General features: G+C 74.0%; 15 protein-coding genes. 11 read left to right on the top strand and 4 right to left on the bottom strand.

What is annotated here, in order from left to right; all coding sequences use genetic code 11:
• Window positions 1-71: 71 nt before the first annotated feature.
• Together ACIQG9_RS06860 and ACIQG9_RS06855 are read right to left on the bottom strand one after the other, a co-directional pair.
• Complete coding sequence (locus ACIQG9_RS06860; protein ID WP_400398949.1) at window positions 72-1,277, bottom strand: hypothetical protein; 1,206 nt, start codon at window positions 1,275-1,277, stop codon at window positions 72-74.
• Window positions 1,270-1,818: an RNA polymerase sigma factor gene (locus ACIQG9_RS06855; RefSeq protein WP_400398948.1), complete on the bottom strand. Its 549-nt coding sequence runs from the start codon at window positions 1,816-1,818 to the stop codon at window positions 1,270-1,272. The genes ACIQG9_RS06860 and ACIQG9_RS06855 overlap by 8 nt, the downstream gene beginning before the upstream one ends.
• Before the next feature lie 142 nt (window positions 1,819-1,960).
• Between ACIQG9_RS06855 and ACIQG9_RS06850 the strand changes: the two genes are divergently transcribed.
• The 3 genes from ACIQG9_RS06850 to ACIQG9_RS06840 all read left to right on the top strand — a co-directional run bounded on the left by ACIQG9_RS06850 (window position 1,961) and on the right by ACIQG9_RS06840 (window position 5,988).
• Window positions 1,961-2,539, top strand: coding sequence for an NADH-quinone oxidoreductase subunit B (locus ACIQG9_RS06850; protein WP_400398947.1), 579 nt, complete (start codon window positions 1,961-1,963; stop codon window positions 2,537-2,539).
• Window positions 2,540-2,661: 122 nt separating this feature from the next.
• The gene (locus ACIQG9_RS06845; RefSeq protein ID WP_400398946.1) at window positions 2,662-4,548 is read left to right on the top strand and encodes a hypothetical protein; all 1,887 of its coding nucleotides are present in this window, start codon (window positions 2,662-2,664) and stop codon (window positions 4,546-4,548) included.
• A 120-nt stretch (window positions 4,549-4,668) separates the two neighbouring features.
• Entirely contained in the window at window positions 4,669-5,988 is a 1,320-nt protein-coding gene (locus tag ACIQG9_RS06840; RefSeq protein WP_400398945.1) for a DUF2252 domain-containing protein, read from the top strand.
• A gap of 252 nt (window positions 5,989-6,240) precedes the next feature.
• On the opposite strand, the gene ACIQG9_RS06835 is transcribed toward ACIQG9_RS06840, so the two are convergent.
• Entirely contained in the window at window positions 6,241-7,287 is a 1,047-nt protein-coding gene (locus ACIQG9_RS06835) for a glucose 1-dehydrogenase (protein WP_400398944.1), read from the bottom strand.
• Between the two features lie 160 nt (window positions 7,288-7,447).
• On the opposite strand from ACIQG9_RS06835, the gene ACIQG9_RS06830 reads away from it, so the two are divergent.
• On the top strand, window positions 7,448-8,212 hold the full coding sequence (locus ACIQG9_RS06830) for an NADH-quinone oxidoreductase subunit C (RefSeq protein ID WP_400398943.1): 765 nt from the start codon (window positions 7,448-7,450) through the stop codon (window positions 8,210-8,212).
• Entirely contained in the window at window positions 8,212-9,174 is a 963-nt protein-coding gene (gene nuoH / locus ACIQG9_RS06825) for an NADH-quinone oxidoreductase subunit NuoH (RefSeq protein ID WP_400398942.1), read from the top strand. Before ACIQG9_RS06830 ends, nuoH begins: the two co-directional genes overlap by 1 nt.
• A gap of 20 nt (window positions 9,175-9,194) precedes the next feature.
• Here nuoH and ACIQG9_RS06820 read toward each other — a convergent pair whose 3' ends face one another.
• Window positions 9,195-10,232: a glutathione S-transferase family protein gene (locus ACIQG9_RS06820; RefSeq protein WP_400398941.1), complete on the bottom strand. Its 1,038-nt coding sequence runs from the start codon at window positions 10,230-10,232 to the stop codon at window positions 9,195-9,197.
• Between the two features lie 111 nt (window positions 10,233-10,343).
• On the opposite strand from ACIQG9_RS06820, the gene ACIQG9_RS06815 reads away from it, so the two are divergent.
• From ACIQG9_RS06815 to ACIQG9_RS06790, 6 genes are all read left to right on the top strand, one after another.
• Window positions 10,344-10,766: an ester cyclase gene (locus ACIQG9_RS06815; RefSeq protein ID WP_400398940.1), complete on the top strand. Its 423-nt coding sequence runs from the start codon at window positions 10,344-10,346 to the stop codon at window positions 10,764-10,766.
• 210 nt (window positions 10,767-10,976) lie between these two features.
• Window positions 10,977-11,600: a NuoI/complex I 23 kDa subunit family protein gene (locus tag ACIQG9_RS06810; RefSeq protein ID WP_400398939.1), complete on the top strand. Its 624-nt coding sequence runs from the start codon at window positions 10,977-10,979 to the stop codon at window positions 11,598-11,600.
• Window positions 11,597-12,220, top strand: coding sequence for an NADH-quinone oxidoreductase subunit J (locus tag ACIQG9_RS06805; protein WP_400398938.1), 624 nt, complete (start codon window positions 11,597-11,599; stop codon window positions 12,218-12,220). The genes ACIQG9_RS06810 and ACIQG9_RS06805 overlap by 4 nt, the downstream gene beginning before the upstream one ends.
• The gene (gene nuoK / locus ACIQG9_RS06800) at window positions 12,217-12,579 is read left to right on the top strand and encodes an NADH-quinone oxidoreductase subunit NuoK (RefSeq protein ID WP_400398937.1); all 363 of its coding nucleotides are present in this window, start codon (window positions 12,217-12,219) and stop codon (window positions 12,577-12,579) included. Before ACIQG9_RS06805 ends, nuoK begins: the two co-directional genes overlap by 4 nt.
• On the top strand, window positions 12,576-14,489 hold the full coding sequence (locus tag ACIQG9_RS06795; RefSeq protein ID WP_400398936.1) for an NADH-quinone oxidoreductase subunit L: 1,914 nt from the start codon (window positions 12,576-12,578) through the stop codon (window positions 14,487-14,489). The genes nuoK and ACIQG9_RS06795 overlap by 4 nt, the downstream gene beginning before the upstream one ends.
• 55 nt (window positions 14,490-14,544) lie before the next feature.
• A complete protein-coding gene (locus ACIQG9_RS06790) occupies window positions 14,545-16,050 on the top strand; it encodes a NuoM family protein (protein WP_400398935.1) in 1,506 nt (501 codons plus the stop codon).
• The last annotated feature ends 25 nt before the right edge of the window (window positions 16,051-16,075 follow it).

The raw sequence follows: 16,075 nt of genomic DNA, 5'->3' as shown, positions 1-16,075 counted from the left end.
CGACCGGACCGTACCCCCGCACCCGGCCGGTCCGGTGCGTCGTGGCGGTCCGGGCGGGTGCGGGCGGGTGGTCACCGGTAGCGCAGCGGGGTGACGTTGTCGTACTCGACGACCTCCGCCACCACCTGGTGTGCGGCATCCAACGCCTGGGCGGTCAGCTCGGCCGTGCCCGCCCCGAGCGGGTCGTCGGCCGCCACCCGCAGGCCCAGGGTGAGCTGGAACTCCGCTCCCGGCGCCAGCCGGCCCAGCTCGCAGCGCACCGGCCCGCCGGCCGTCCCCGGGGCGGTCCGGCAGGCCGCCCAGCCGTCGCCGTCCGAGCGCAGCGCCGCCGGCAGGTCGAACCGGAGCGCCACGTACCGGGCCGCACCGGTGCCCCTGTTGCGGACCCGTACCGTCGTGGTGCCGGCCCGGGAGCCGTCCGGCGCGGGGCTGAGCACCAGGTCGGAAGCGGTGACCACCAGGTTCACCTCGTGCGGGTTGGTCGGGAAGCCGGTCGGCCCCCAGACCTGGGCGAAGGAGTCGCCGTCCCAGCGGTAACCGCGCCACTGCCGCTGCGACCACTCGCCGTCCCAGCCGCCGCCCGGGTAGATGTCGCCGACCTGCACCCGGACCACCCCGTCACCACGCACGTCCACCCCGATCAGCCACTGTGGCCGTTCCCGGGCGCTGAGGACCACCCGACCGATCGTGACCACCTTCCCGGTGGTGTCCCGGTCGAAGGCCACCACCTGCTGCCAGCCGTGGGTGCCGAAGACGCACTGCACCAGCGCCACCGTCTCCTCGGCGTCGTCGCCGTCCACGTCGCCGTGGTCGAGCGCGAGCAGGGCGTTCCTCCCCTCGCGGGGGTCGCCGGTCAGTCGGACGCCGTCGGTCTGGCAGTCCGTCCCGCCCGGCCAGGCCGGCAGGGTCACCGGTGTGGCCAGCAGTTGGCTCCGGCTGATCCGGCCGTCGGGCCCGGTCGGGGTCGGGCTCGCGCCGGTCGGCGAGGGACTTCCGGTCGGGCCGGGCGAGCCGCTCGGCGTCGGCGAACCGGTCGGGTCGGGCGTCGGCAGGACCGGGCCGGGGTGGGGGTCCGGGCGGTGCAGCGCGGCGTAGCCCAGGATCGGGCCGGTGAACAACGCGAGCGCCGCCGTGACCGCCACGGCCAGCCGGTGGTGGCGTCGCCGTCGTACGGTCCGCCGGACGGCGGCCGGGCCGGGCACCACCACCGCCGCCAGCACGGTACGGCGGTAGCGGGCGAACTCCTCGGCGGGATCGAGGATCTCCGACTCAGGCATCCCGCACCTCCTCGTCGGTCTCGCGCAGGTGGGTGGCGAGCGCGACCCGGCCCCGGTGCAGCCAGGACTTGACCGTCCCCTCGGGGACCCGTTCCTGGGCGGCGATCTCGGCGACCGGCAGGTCGGCCAGGTAGTGCAGGACGACCGCCCGGCGTTGCTTCGGTGGCAGTTGCGCCAGCGCGGCGTCGACCGCCACCCGGTCCGGCGTCGGCCCGGCGACGTGCGCCTCCCGCTGCCGCAGCAGCCAGGTCTGGGCGGTCCGCAACCGACGCCACCGGTTGTGGCCGAGATTCCAGGCGACCTTGCGGACCCAGGCCAGCGGATCGTCGTAGCCGGCCACCCGGTCCCACCGCGCGTACGCCCGGCAGAACGCCTCCTGCACCAGGTCCTGCGCCTGGGTGAGGTCCCCGGTGTAGGCGGTGAGCTGGACGACCAGCCCACGGAAGTGGGCGTGGTAGAACCCGTCGAAGGTCAACTCCGGCGGCTCGGGTCCGGGGTCCGGTGGTGGACCACCGACCTTCGCGTCTCTCGTCACAGTCACTCGTCCTCCCCCGTGCCCGGCCGGCGGTGCGCGTCCGCTGTCCGGCCCGCCGTCATACGGGTTAGAGCCCGTTGCCCGCCCACGCGGTTGCGGCCCGAGGCTGTGGTTGACTGTCCGTTGGGAGACAGCGGAGGAGGCGGTCGTGCAGTTGCCGGGAGTGCTCGGCGAGCCGATCCGGTTCGTCCTCAACTGGGGTCGTCGTTACTCGCTCTGGGTGTTCAACTTCGGCCTGGCCTGCTGCGCGATCGAGTTCATCGCCACCAGCATGGGTCGGCACGACTTCATGCGGCTGGGGGTCATCCCGTTCGCCCACGGGCCCCGGCAGGCCGACCTGATGGTGGTCTCCGGCACGGTCACCGACAAGATGGCCCCGGCGATCAAGCGGTTGTACGACCAGATGCCCGAGCCGAAGTACGTGATCTCCTTCGGCGCCTGCTCCAACTGCGGCGGCCCCTACTGGGATTCGTACTCGGTGACCAAGGGGGTCGACCAGCTCATCCCGGTCGACGTCTACGTGCCCGGCTGCCCGCCCCGGCCGGAGGCGCTGCTGCACGGCATCCTCCGTCTCCAGGAGAAGATCGCCGCCGAGCGGTCCGGGCTCGGCGGGGTGGACCGTCCCGACCCGCTCGCCGCGCCGGTGGACGCCGCGCCCGCCGACGGGCGGCCCGTGCGCTCGGTCGGGTCGCTCACCGCCCCACCGGTACGCCCGCCCGCCCCCTGAGGCCGACCCGGCGAGCCGTCTCCGGGGGGCCGGCCCGGACCCGGGCCGACCGGTGGCCCGGATGATCCAGGGGGATGATCTTCGATGTCACCGGTCGTCGCTATGGTGCAGGAATGCGATCGATGCGAGCAACGGGGGCCGCTCTCCTGGCGGCGCTCGCCACAGTCACTCTCCTCGCTGCTCCGGCAGCCGCCGACACCGTCGGTTACACCGGCGTGGTCAGCGATCCCGACGGCACACCCGTCCCGAACGCCTGCTTCGCCCTGCACACCTCGCCCACCGCTGTCGCCGCCGAGTACTGCTCGGACGCCGACGGCCGCTACACCATCCCCAGCCCGACGGGCACGGCGGACCACAAGGTCCGGATGCACGCCGCCGGCTTCCGCACCGAGTGGTGGTACCACGCGCCGGACCACCTGAACGCCGATGCCGTCTACTTCCCCCAGCACGAGCTGATCGAGCGGAACGTCACCCTCGACCGGGGGTCGGCCAGCATCAGCGGCACCGTCACCGACGAGTACGGCGCGGCGGCCGAGGCCACCGTCACGATCTACGGTGAGGACTTCTCCTACGAGGCCATCGCCTACACCTGGGACCTGGGCGCCGGGCGTTACGCCCTGCACAACCTGCCGCCCGGCCGTTACCGGATCTCCGTCTCGGACAACGTGCGCGGCTGGCAGTGGGTGCCCGGCAAGGAGACCCGGGACGAGGCGACGATCTTCACCCTGGGCGACGGCGACGCCGTGGTGGCGGACGAGAGCTTCCTGCCGATGGGCACGGTGGAGGCGCGGGTCACCGACGCGGTGACCGGCATGCCGGTACGCCGGCCCTGCCTGAGCGTCCTCGGCACCGGCGGCAACGACGCGGACGCCTGCGGCGTCGACGGTCTGGTCCGGGTGCCCAGGGTCCGGCCCGGCTTCTGGAAGCTCTCCGTCGGTGGTGGCGCGTCGTACTTCGGCATCGACGAGACGGCGGATTACCACGAGGTGACGCGGGGCCAGGTCACCCGGGTCTCGTTCCAGCTCGAACCGGGCGCGGCGGTCACGACGACCGTGCTGGACGCGGCGACCGGCCAGCCGGCCCAGGACATCTGCGTCCGGACGGTCCGGCCGAGGGGCGGCGGCCAGTCCGCCCGGATGGGCAGCACCTGCGCCTGGGACGACGGCCGGCTGGAGATCGGCCCGTTCCGCACCGCGGAGACCTTCCAGCTCTACGCGTACCAGGCGACCAACCCGTGGGAGCCGCCCGCCAAGCGGTACGGCGACCAGTGGGTCACCGCGAACGGCGGCAGCGGTGACCAGCGGGAGGCCCTGGTGGTCACCCTGAAGCCGGGACAGACGACCAGCATCGCGCCGATCCGGATGGACCCGCCCGGCACGATCACCGGCACGGTCCGCAACCCCGCCGGTGCGGTCGTCCCCGGCATCTGCGCCTACCCGTACGCCTTCCACCCCAACCAGGGCGCGGTCACGGGCGCGAACTGCACCAACTCCCAGGGCCGCTACACCATCGGCGCCCTGGGCCCGTACCGCTGGCCGATCGAGTTCACGCCGCTCGCCAGCACCGGGTACGCCTGGCAGTGGTCCGGTGACGTCGCGGACCGGTTCTCCGCCACGCTCACCAGGGTCACCGCGGGCGGCACCGCCACCATGGACGCCAACCTGGCCGCCGGCGCCGTGCTGGCCGGCAAGGTGACCGACGGCACCGGCCCCGTCGACGCCGGCTACGTCTGGACGTACAACGCGCGGACGGCGGACATCGCCAGTCCGTCGTTCACCAACATCGCCCGGGACGGCACCTTCAGCCTGCGCGGCCACCGCACCCAGGACGTGTACGTCGAGTACGCGAATCTCGAACGGGGCTGCTGGTACGGCGGGCCGGGCCGGAACGCCGTACCGGTGGCGGTACGGGCCGGGGCCACCACCACCATCACGGCGGACATGACCCGCACCTGTGCCAGGGCCCCGCTGGTGGGCTCCCAGTCCCGGGCTCCCGGCGCCCTGCGCTGACCTCCGCCGTCCGTCCGGCCGGGTGGCCGGTCCGGTGGGTTCGTCCCGCCGTACCGGCCCACCCGGCCGGCTCGGACGGACGAGCGTCCGGACTGGCCCCCGAGGGCTAGCCTGCGGTCCATGACCCAGTCCGCGGCGGACCAGCGCTCCGCCTTCATCGTCGACGTGCTGACCGGCGAGTTCGGCGCGTCGATGGCGCTCGACCCGGCGGCCTTCCGGCGGAAGTTCCGCAAGATGGCCGCCTCCCCGTTCGCCTTCTACCGGGGCAGCGCCTCGCTGTTCTACGCCGACCAGCGTGGCGACTTCGCCGACCCTGCGTTCCTCGACGAGCGGACCAGCCGGGTGTGGATCCACGGCGACCTGCACGCCGAGAACTTCGGCACCTACATGAACGGGTCCGGGCAGTTGGTGTTCAACGTCAACGACTTCGACGAGGCGTACGTCGGGCCGTTCTCCTGGGACCTGAAGCGGTTCGCGGCCAGCGTGGCGCTGCTCGGCTACGCCAAGGCCCTCTCCGACCGGGTGATCGGCGACCTGGTCGCCGGCTTCGCCCGGTCGTACCTGACCGAGCTGCGCGCCATCGCCGCCGGTGGGGACGACGCGATCGGCTCGATCACCCTGGACAACGCCGACGGGGTGCTGCGCCGGGTGCTCCAGCAGGCCCGGCTGAACACCCGGGTCGACCTGCTCGCCGCGCAGACCACCATCGACAACTACGAGCGGCGGTTCTCCCTCGGCGACGGCGTCTTCGAGGTCGACGGCGACGTCCGGGCGCAGGTCTGCGCGGCCTTCGAGGACTACCTGGGCACCCTGCCCGAGTCGACCGCCCGGCTGCGTCCGGGCGCGGCACACATCAAGGACGTGGTGCTGCGCAAGGGGGTGGGCATCGGCTCGGCCGGGCTGCCGTCGTACAACCTGCTGCTGGAGGGGCACACCCAGGCGCTGGAGAACGACGTGGTCATCTACATGAAGCAGGCGCAGGTGCCGGCGGTGGCCCGGCACATCGACGACGAGCGGGTCCGTGGCTACTTCCGGCACCAGGGGCACCGGACGGCCGAGTCGCAGCGGGCACTCCAGGCGCACGCCGACCCGTGGCTGGGCTTCACCGAGCTGGACGGGGCCGGTCAGCTCGTCGCCGAGGTCTCCCCGTACGCCGCCGACCTGGACTGGTCCGACGTGAACGAGCCGGACGAGCTGGCCGGGGTGCTCACCGACCTGGGTCGGGCGGTGGCCCGGATGCACTCCGTCGCCGACGACGAGTCCAGCCACGACCTGGTCGACTACTCCACCGAGGAGGCGATCGTGGCGGCGATCGGCGACGACGCCGACGGCTTCGCCGGGCACCTGGTCGAGTTCGCCCACGCGTACGGGGTCCGGGCCCGGGCGGACCACCAGCTCTTCGTCGACCTGTTCCGCAACGGCCGGCTCCCCGGCATCTAGCTGCGTGCGGGTCCAGGAGCGTCTGTCGGGGACAGCCCCTTCGCGGGCCGGTGCAAGCCGAAACGCCCCTTGCCGTCGATGGCACGCCCGACACCGGTATGCCGGTCCGGCATGAAAATGACACGGTGGCATATCCGCTTCGCCAGTGGTCGCTCCCCGGGGCGTGAGTGACTCCGCGTGTTGATTCACCGCACGCGTCTACGACAGGCGGTGGACGCTGGTGGTCTCCGCACTGGCCCGCGTCGCCGGGGCTCAGCTCCCGAACTCCAGCACCACCTTGATGTCGTCGCCGGTGTGGGTGTACGCCTCGGCGTACGCCGACACCGGCACCCGGCGGGTGATCAGCGAGTTCAGCCAGGACTGCTCGGCCCGGGCGAGCGCGGCGGCGGCCAGGTCCCAGTGCCGCCGGTTGGCGTTGACCGAGCCGAAGACGACGTTGTTCTCCAGCACCAGTTCACGGTTGAGCGCGCCCGCGTCGAAGTCGATCTTGCGGCCTCCGCTGGACACCCCGGTCAGGCAGACGATCCCGGCCGGCCCGACCTTGCACATCGAGTCCAGCACCACCGTCGGCGCACCGGTGCACTCGACCACCACGTCCGGCTCGAAGTCCAGCTCGCCCACCGGCACCGTGTGGTACGTCGCGCCGAGCGCCCGGACCAGGTCCGGCTTCGGCCCGGTGGTGTTGCGGTCCAGCACGTGCACCGACAGCCCACGCTGGGTGGCCAGCAGCGCGGCGAGCAGGCCGATCGGCCCGGCGCCGGTGATCAGGACGGTCTGCGGCTGCCACTCGGCGCGGTTGCCGATGCGTTCGATGTGGTCCCACGCCTTGGCGACCACGCTGGCCGGTTCCAGCAGCATCCCGACCGGGGCGAGGACCGGGTCCAGCCCGACCGCGAAGCGCGGCTGCACCCGCCACCGGTCCCGGGCGAAGCCGGGCAGCGCCTTGATGCCGTGTTCGGTGTACTGCCCGTTGCGGCACATGTCCCACTCGCCCACCGCACAGTTCGGGCAGGGCAACGGGTCGGGATGGCGGACGATCCCGGCCACCAGGTCGCCGGGTTGCAGGGTGCCGGTCGGGTCGTCCAGCACCCGGCCCAGCGACTCGTGCCCGAGCACCAGTTCCCGCGCACCGGGCGGCGCCTCGCCGTAGTCCCCGGCGATGATCTCCTGGTCGGTGCCGCAGATGCCGACGGCGAGCGCCTCGACGAGGATGGCACCCTCCTCGGCGGCCGGCTCCGGCCAGTCCTGCACCAGCCGCAGCGAGTCGGGGAGCCCGGGAGTCACAGTCACAGCGCGCACGACCTCATCTTTCCCCGCGCGGACCGGGCCCGCCCGGCAAAGCGGCAGATGTCCGGACCGGCCGGGGCCTGCCCTCCGCCCCGACAGCGGACCGGGCCGACAGGGGACCGGGCCGGGCGGGCCGACACGGGGTCGGGTCGGCGGCCATAGGATCAGCGGCATGACTCCGGAAGAGGTGGGCCAGCGGGTGGTCGCGCTGCTCGCGCCGGTCGAGGCCGGCGCGTCGGTGTCCGGCGGTCAGTCGTACGCCCGGGCCACCGTCGACGTACCCGCCGCGAGCTGGTCGGACGCGCTCCGCGCCGTCCGGGACGACGCCGAGCTGGCCTGCGACTTCTTCGACTGGCTCTCCGCCGTCGACGAACTGGCCGGCGGCTTCGACATCGTGGTCCACCTCTGGTCGACCCGGCACCGGCACGGGGTGCTGCTACGCACCCGGCTGCCGCGCGAGACGCCGACGGTCGCGTCGGTGGTCGACGTCTACCCCGGCGCGGCCTGGCACGAGCGGGAGACGCACGAGATGTTCGGGATCGACTTCGCCGGCCATCCGGGGCTGGCCCCGCTGCTGCTGCCGCCGGAGTTCGAGGGGCATCCGCTGCGTAAGGAGTTCGTGCTCGCCTCCCGGGTGGCCAAGCCGTGGCCGGGGGCGAAGGAACCGGGCGAGTCGGAGGCCGGCGGCGGTCGCCGGGCGGTCCGCCCGCCGGGCGTGCCCGCGCCGGGGGAGTGGGGCGCGGTCCCGACCCCGGCCGGCGCGGCGGGCGTGGGCGAGGGGCCACGTGGCGGCACTCCGGCCCGCCCGGCCCGGGAACGGCCCGCCCGGCCGGCCCCGGGGGCGCGACCGGGCATCGCCCCGGCGTCCGGCGACGGTCCGCCGGTCGACCGGCCGGCACCCGACGGGCGGAGCGGCGACGAGGGGGGTACGGCCTGATGCCGACCTGGTTGGAGCTGGTGATCCGGGTCGGCGGCGTGCTGGTCGCCTTCCTCACCCTGCCGCTGGTCGTCGGCCAGGCCGAGCACAAGGTGATGGCGCACATGCAGGGCCGGCTCGGTCCGATGTACGCCGGCGGCTTCCACGGCTGGGCACAGCTCGTCGCCGACGGGGTGAAGTTCGTCCAGAAGGAGGACGTCACCCCGCGCGAGGCGGACCGGGCGGTGTTCCGGCTGGCCCCGGTGGTCGCCCTGGTGCCCTACCTGCTGGTGCTGCTGGTCATCCCGCTCGGCCCGGACGACCTGGTCGGGCAGCCGCTGGACATCGGCCTGTTCTTCGTCCTCGCCGTGGTCGGCGTCGGCGTGGTGGCGGTGCTGATGTCGGCCTGGGCGTCGGCCAACAAGTACAGCCTGCTCGGCGGGCTGCGCGGGGCGGCCCAACTACTCGGCTACGAGCTGCCGCTGGTGCTGGCCGCCGCCTCGGTGGCGATGGCGGCCGGGACGCTGAGCCTGGGCGGCATCGTCGAGGCGTGGCAGCCCTGGTGGCTGCTCTGGCAGGCCCCCGCGATGATCGTCTTCTTCGTCGCCGGGCTGGCCGAGATCCGGCGGCCCCCGTTCGACATGCCGATCGCCGACTCCGAACTGGTCTTCGGCTACCTGACCGAGTACACCGGTCTGCGCTTCGCGTTCTTCCTGCTCGCCGAGTACGTCGGCATCGTGGTGATCGCCGCGCTGACCACCGTGCTCTTCCTCGGCGGCTGGCAGGGTCCGTTCGCCGACGCCCAGCTCGGCTGGCTCTGGACCCTGCTGAAGGTCTTCGCCGTCTCCTTCGTGATCATCTGGCTCCGGGTGTCGTACCCCCGGCTCCGCGAGGACCAGCTCCAACGCCTCTGCTGGCTGGTCCTCGTCCCGGTGGCGCTGGCGCAGCTCGTCCTGACCGCCGCCGTCCGCCTCGCGCTCTGACCGCCCCGCCGGCCGGGCCGTCAGCGCAGCGGGGTGTGGGCGGGGTCGACCCGCTCAGCCGCGGGCGGGGGCGGTGGGGGAGTGCCGTCGCCGAACGGCCGACCGCCGAGGGTCTCCCGGCCGTGCGGGGTGAGCCAGTTCGACAGGTCCGGGCCGAGCGGCACCACCCCGGTCGGGTTGATGTCCCGGTGCACCTGGTAGTAGTGCCGCTTGATGTGGTCGAAGTCGACGGTGTCGCCGAAGCCCGGGGTCTGGAACAGGTCCCGGGCGTACGCCCACAGCACCGGCAGCTCGGTCAGCTTCTGCCGGTTGCACTTGAAGTGGCCGTGGTAGACCGGGTCGAAGCGGACCAGCGTGGTGAACAGCCGCACGTCCGCCTCGGTGATCGTGTCGCCCACCAGGTACCGCTGCCCGGCCAGCCGCTCGGTCAGCCGGTCCAGCCGGTCGAAGAGCTGGTGGTACGCCTTCCCGTACGCCTCCTGCGAGCCGGCGAAGCCGCACCGGTAGACGCCGTTGTTGACGTCCCGGAACACCACCGCGTTGACCTCGTCGATCTCGGCGCGTAGCGGCTCGGGGTAGAGCTGCGGCGCGCCCGGCCGGTGGTGGGCCGTCCACTCGGTCGACAGGTCCAGGCTCATCCGGGCGTAGTCGTTGGTGACCACCTGCCCGGTCGGCACGTCCACCAGCGCCGGCACCGTGATGCCGCGTTCGTAGCCGGGGAACCGCCGGAAGTACGCCTCCTGGAGGCGGGCGATGCCGAGCACCGGGTCGCGCCCGTCCGGGTCCAGGTCGAAGGTCCAGCTCCGGGCGTCGTGGGTCGGCCCGGCCACCGCCATCGAGAGGGCGTCCTCCAGCCCGAGCAGTCGCCGGACGATGATCAGCCGGTTCGCCCAGGGGCAGGCCCGGCTGACCGCCAGCCGGTACCGTCCCGGTTCCACCGGCCAGCCGTCCCGCCCGTCGGCGGTGATCCGGGTGGCGATGTACCGCTGGTCCCGGGTGAACTCGGCACCCGGCTCCACGTACCTGCCGCCGGTCGTCGTGCCCGTCTCGTCGCCCACGTCGCCCCCTGGAGTTCGTCCGTCGTCTCCGTCCCATCCTGGCGGATCGGGTGCCGCCGGCCCGCCGAGCGTCGGTCTCGGCCCAGCGGGGGTGCTGGTTAGGCTGCCCGGATGACCGATGTGGAGGCGGTGGCCCGGCGCTTCGTCGCCGACGTGTGGAACGCCGGGCGCGAGGAGTCCGCGTACGAGCTGGTCGCCGCCGACTGCCCGGGGCTCGGCGGTACCGGGCCGGCGGCGATGCTGGCCTGGCACCGGGACCGCCGGGCCGCCTTCCCGGACCTGCGCTACAAGCTGGTGGACGTGGTGGCCGCCGGTGACCGGGTGGCGCTGCGCTGGCGGGCCGCCGGTACCCAGGCCGGGCGGTTCGGCCCGGTGCCGCCCACCGGGCAGGTGGTCAGCTACTCGGGGGCGACGTTCCTGCGCTTCGACCCGACCGGCCGGATCGTCGACGTGTGGAGTGTCAACGAGCTGTTCCAGCTCCTCCAGCAGTTGGGCGTGGAGATGTTGCCCCCGATCACCGGCGCCGGGGCGTGATCCGGGCGATCGCTGGCGCGGCCGATCTCGACGGCCGGCACGCGTCGTTCTCCCCACCCGGGTCAGGGTGGCGCCGGCAAACGCCGGGTGGTGGTCGCGCGCGCCGGGGCCACAGGGCAGGATGAGCGACATGAGCGAGCGCAGCGAGCGAATCGGCCAGCTCAGTGCGGCGGTGTCTCACGGTGTCGGTGAGCCCAGCGAGGCGACGCCGTGAGCGAGCGCAGCGGCCTTCCCGGCGAGGGGCTGGTGAAGGGGCTGGCGGTCACGTTGAAGACGATGACCCGCCGGTCGACCACCCAGCAGTACCCGGACGTCGCCCCCGAGCTGCCGCCCCGCTCCCGGGGGGTGATCGCGCTGCTGGCCGAGAACTGCACGGTCTGCATGCTCTGCGCCCGGGAGTGCCCGGACTGGTGCATCTACATCGACTCGCACAAGGAGGAGGTGGCGGTGGCCGGCGCGGCCCGCCCCCGCCAGCGCAACGTCCTCGACAAGTTCGACATCGACTTCTCGCTCTGCATGTACTGCGGCATCTGCATCGAGGTCTGCCCGTTCGACGCGCTCTACTGGTCGCCGGAGTTCGAGTACGCCGAGTACGACATCAAGGATCTGCTGCACGACAAGGACCACCTCGGCCAGTGGATGGCCACGGTGCCGCCGCCGCCCGCGCACGACCCGCACGGCGAGCCGGCGAAGGAGGAGAGCACCGCCGCGCGCAAGGCCGCGGCCCCGACCAGCTCCGCCGCCCACCCCACCGTGGTACGCCCCGAGCCCGGCCCCGCCGCAGCTCCCGCCCCCGAGGCCGGCCCCACCGACGAGGGAGGTGCCCCCCGGTGACTGGTGCGGACGCGCTGCTGCTCGCCCTCGGCGCGGTGGCGGTGGGGGCGGGTGTGCTGGTGGTCGCCACCAGGCACCTGGTCCGGGCCGGCCTCTATCTGGTGGTCTGCCTGGGCGCGCTGGCCGGCGACTACCTGGTGCTCACGGCCGAGCTGGTGGCCTGGGTGCAGGTGTTGATCTATGTGGGCGCGGTGGTGGTGCTGCTGCTGTTCGCGGTGATGCTGACCCGTGCCCCGATCGGCGCGTCCGACGATCTGGACCGGCCGGGCTGGCCGGCCGCGCTGATCGGTGGCGGCGCCGGGCTGGGGCTGGCCGTGCTACTGGTCGACGCGTTCCGCTGGACCTCGGTGGAGCTGCCGGCGGCGGGCACCGCCGAGCGCCTCGGCGAGCAGGTCTTCGGCTCCTGGGTGCTGCCGTTCGAGGTGCTCTCGGTGCTGCTGCTGGCCGCCCTGGTCGGCGCGATCATCCTGTCCCGCCCGGACCTCGGCCGCCGCCCCGACACCGCCGCCGCCCCGGCGGCCCGCCCCGCCGCGCCCGTTGCGCCCGCCGCCCCGCCGGCCCGCTCCGGGCCGGCCGTCGGTGACCGGTCCGCCGTCGGTGACGGGGGTGGCGTCCGGTGAGGCCGGTCATCCCGTACGTCACCGCGGCGCTGCTGTTCGGCCTCGGCGTCTACGGCGTGCTGCGTCGGCGCAACGCGGTGCTGGTGCTGATGGCGGTGGAGTTGATGCTCAACGCGGTCAACCTGATCCTGGTCACCGCGGACACCACCACGAGGGCCGTCCTGCCGCACTCCGGGCAGGTCTTCGCGCTCTTCGTGATCGTGCTGGCCGCCGCCGAGATCGGGGTCGGCCTGGCCATCGTGCTCCAGCTCTACCGGCTGCGGGCCAGCGTCGCGGTGGACGACGTGCCGTTGACCGAGCCGGCGGCCCACCGGGTGGGGGCCGAACCGGCCGTCGACCGGGCGGAGGTCGGCCGGTGACTGGGCTGCTCGGGGCCGCGCTGCCGGCCGTACCGCTGGTCGCCGGCCTGCTCGGGCTGCTGCTGCCGCCGTCGCCGAAGGGCGCGGCCACCGGCGAGGACACGGCCCGGCGGGCGGCCATCGGCCTCGGCGTGGCCGGCGCGGCGGGCGCGCTGCTGATCGCGGTGGCCCTGCTGGTCCGGGTCGGCGACCCGGTGGAGACCAGCACCACCTGGATCGACCTGGGCGGGCTGCGGGTCACCCTCGGGGTCCGGCTGGACGGTGCCGCCGCGCTGGTCGCGGTCGCGGTGGCCGCGGTGGCGCTGGCGGTGCAGGTCTACTCGGTGGCCTACCTGCGGCGCGGCCCGCACGACGACGTCGAGGTCGACCACCGCTACCCGCCCTACGCCGCCCAGATCAGCCTCTTCACCGCCGCCATGCTGCTGGTGGTGGTCAGCGGGGACCTGATCCTGCTGCTGGTCGGCTGGGAGGTGATGGGCGTCTGCTCGTACCTGCTGATCGCCCACGACCGCCGGCTGCCCGAGGCGCCCGCCGCCGCGATGAAGGCGTTCCTGGTCACCCGGGTGGGTGACGTCGGCTTCCTGCTCGGTATCGCGCTGCTCGGCGTCTCGGCCGGCAGTTTCCGGATCGCCGACGTGCTGGCCCACGACCACGCCACCGGCACCCTCACCGCCGCCTGCCTGCTGCTGCTGGCCGGGGTGGCCGGCAAGAGCGCCCAGTTCCCGCTGCACACCTGGCTGCCGGACGCGATGGCCGGCCCGACCCCGATCTCCGCGCTGATCCACGCCGCGACCATGGTCGCCGCCGGGGTCTACGCGGTCACCCGGCTCTACCCGTTGTTCGTGCAGGCCCCGATGGCGCTGGCCGTGCTCGGGGTGATGGCCTCGGTCACCCTGCTGCTCGGCGCGTTCGCGGCCACCGCGCAGGACGACCTCAAGCGGGTGCTGGCCTGGTCGACGGTCTCCCAGCTCGGCTACATGACCGGCGCGCTGGCGGTCGGCGCGCCGGCCGCCGCGCTGTTCCACCTGCTCACCCACGCCGCGTTCAAGGCGCTGCTCTTCCTCGCCGCCGGTGCGGTGATCCACGCCGTCGGCACCACCCTGATGTCCCGGATGGGTGGGCTGCGCCGCAGCATGCCGGTCACCTTCTGGTGCACGGTGGTCGGTCTCGGCGCGCTGGCCGGGGTGCCACCGCTGGCCGGCTTCTGGAGCAAGGACGGCGTGCTGGCCGTCGCCGAGTCCGCCGCGCTGGACGGCACCGGCCCCGCCCCGGCCTGGGTCGGCTGGCTGGTCTGGCTGGCCGGGCTGGCGGGAGTGCTGCTCACCGCCTGGTACGCCACCCGGCTCCTGCTGCGCGCCTTCCTCGGCACCGCCCGGCTGCCGCTGGGTCACCCGCACGACCCGCCGGCGTTGATGCGTTGGCCGGTGCTGCTGCTGGCCGTCCCGGCGGCGCTGCTCGGCCTGGCCGGGTTCTGGCCGCCGTTCGCCGACCGGGTGCGCGGTACGGCGGTCGACGTCGAACTGGCCCACGTCGGGACGGCGGTGCTGCTGCCGATCGGGTTGCTGCTGGTCGGGGCGGGGCTGGCCTGGGCCGGCTGGCGGCGGGACCCGGCCGCCGACCCGGCCCGGGCGCTGGGCCCGCTGCGGCCGGTGTTCGCCCGCGCGTTCCGGCTCGATGACCTCCAGCACGCCCTGGTGGTACGCCCGACGACCGCGCTCGCCCGGGTGGTGCGTACCGGTGACGAGGTGGGGGTGGACGGTCTGGTCGAGGGCAGCGGACGGGCCGTGTCGGGGCTCGGTGGCGCGCTCGCGGCGGTCCACCGGGCGGCGCTGCCCCGCGCGGCGGCGGCGGTCCTGGCCGGCGCGCTGCTGATCGGCCTGGCCGCCGTCCTGATCGGAGGAACACCATGAGCGCGAAGAGTGAGCCGATGTTGCGAGCCCCGCAGTCGCGAACCGAGGAGAAGCGGTGAGCCTCGGCGAGTTCCTGCTGGTCGCGGTGCTGGCCCTGCCGGCGGTGGGGGCGGCGCTGGTGGCCGTCGTCCCCGGCGACCGGGCGGCCCGGTGGGTCGGTACGGCGGTCGCCGGGCTGGCCCTGGTCGGGGCGGTGCTGCTGGTGCTCGGCGACCACGGCTGGTTCGGGTACGGCCCGGCCCCCGCCGTGCAGCCCTGGCACCGGGTCGACCTGCCCTGGGTGCCGGGCCTCGACCTGCGCTTCCACCTCGGGGTGGACGGGATCTCCTGGCCGTTGGTGGTGCTGACCGCGCTGCTCACCCTGCTCTGCTGCGGCTACACCGTCCGGAAGGTGCCCGACGGTGGGGGGAGCGGCCGGGCCCTGGTGGCGCTGCTGCTGGTGGTCGAGGTGGGCATCCTCGGTACCTTCCTCGCCCTCGACCTGGTGCTCTTCTTCGCCTTCTTCGAGGTCGTCCTGCTGCCGATGTACGCGATCATCGCCGGCTGGGGCGGTGCCGACCGGCGGCGGGCGGCCCGCAAGTTCGCCCTGTACACGCTCTTCGGCTCGGTGCTGCTGCTGGTCGGCGTCTACGTGGTGGTCGCCGCCGCCGGCACCGCCGACATCGTCGCGTTGACCGGCGGGGCGGGGCTGTCCCGGGGTACCCAGTTGGCCGCGTTCACCCTGCTCGGGTTGGCGTTCGCGGTGAAGGCGCCGCTCTGGCCGCTACACTCCTGGCTGCCCGACGCGCACACCCAGGCACCCACCGTCGGCAGTGTCGTCCTCGCCGGGGTGCTGCTCAAGATGGGCACGTACGGCCTGATCCGGGTGGCGGTCGGGGTGGCCCCGGAGGGCGCCCGCTGGGCCGCTCCGGTGCTCGGCGTGCTCGCGGTCGCGGCGATCCTCGTCGGTTCCCTGGTCTGCCTGGCGCAGCGCGAGCTGAAGCGGCTGATCGCGTACTCCAGTGTCGGGCACATGGGTTTCGTGCTGCTCGGGGTGGCCACGCTCACCGCCACCGGCATCCAGGCGGCGCTGATCGGCAACGTCGCGCACGGGGTGATCACCGGCCTGCTCTTCTTCCTCGCCGGCGCGGTGAAGGACCGGGCCCACACCGGGGTGCTCGCCGAGTTGTCCGGGCTGCGGGAGACCGCGCCCCGGCTGGCCGGGCTGCTCGGCTTCGCCGCGGTCGCCTCGCTCGGCCTGCCCGGTCTGGCCGGTTTCTGGGGGGAGGCGTTCGCCGTGGTCGCCGCCGTCGGTCGGGGCGGGCCGCTCTGGACCACCCTGGCGGTGCTGGCGGCGGTCGGCGGGGCGCTCACTGCCGCGTACTTCCTGCGGCTGCTGCGGCAGCTCACCCACGGCCGGCCCAGCCCGGCGGTGGACCGGCTCACCCCCGGGCTAGCCGGTGTCGAGCTGACCTCCTGGGCGCCGCTGGTGCTGCTCGCCCTCGCCGTCGGGTTCGCGCCGACCCTGGTGCTGGGCTGGGCCGCCGGCCCGGTCGACGCCCTGGTGGGGGTGCTCCGGTGAGGGTGTGGAGGGCGGCGCGGCGGAA

Origin of the sequence: Micromonospora sp. NPDC092111 (genome assembly GCF_044755745.1) — a bacterium.
In the GTDB taxonomy this organism is placed as follows: domain Bacteria; phylum Actinomycetota; class Actinomycetes; order Mycobacteriales; family Micromonosporaceae; genus Micromonospora.
Note: the sequence above shows the minus strand (reverse complement) of the source record. Positions and strands in the feature narration are given on the sequence as shown.

Excerpts from the sequence above, each read along its gene's own strand:
- ACIQG9_RS06860 (WP_400398949.1), bottom strand. The coding sequence starts at position 1,277 with ATGCCTGAGTCGGAGATCCTCGATCCCGCCGAGGAGTTCGCCCGCTAC.
- ACIQG9_RS06845 (WP_400398946.1), top strand. The coding sequence starts at position 2,662 with ATGCGAGCAACGGGGGCCGCTCTCCTGGCGGCGCTCGCCACAGTCACT.
- ACIQG9_RS06840 (WP_400398945.1), top strand. The coding sequence starts at position 4,669 with ATGACCCAGTCCGCGGCGGACCAGCGCTCCGCCTTCATCGTCGACGTG.
- ACIQG9_RS06830 (WP_400398943.1), top strand. The coding sequence starts at position 7,448 with ATGACTCCGGAAGAGGTGGGCCAGCGGGTGGTCGCGCTGCTCGCGCCG.
- nuoH (WP_400398942.1), top strand. The coding sequence starts at position 8,212 with ATGCCGACCTGGTTGGAGCTGGTGATCCGGGTCGGCGGCGTGCTGGTC.
- ACIQG9_RS06815 (WP_400398940.1), top strand. The coding sequence starts at position 10,344 with ATGACCGATGTGGAGGCGGTGGCCCGGCGCTTCGTCGCCGACGTGTGG.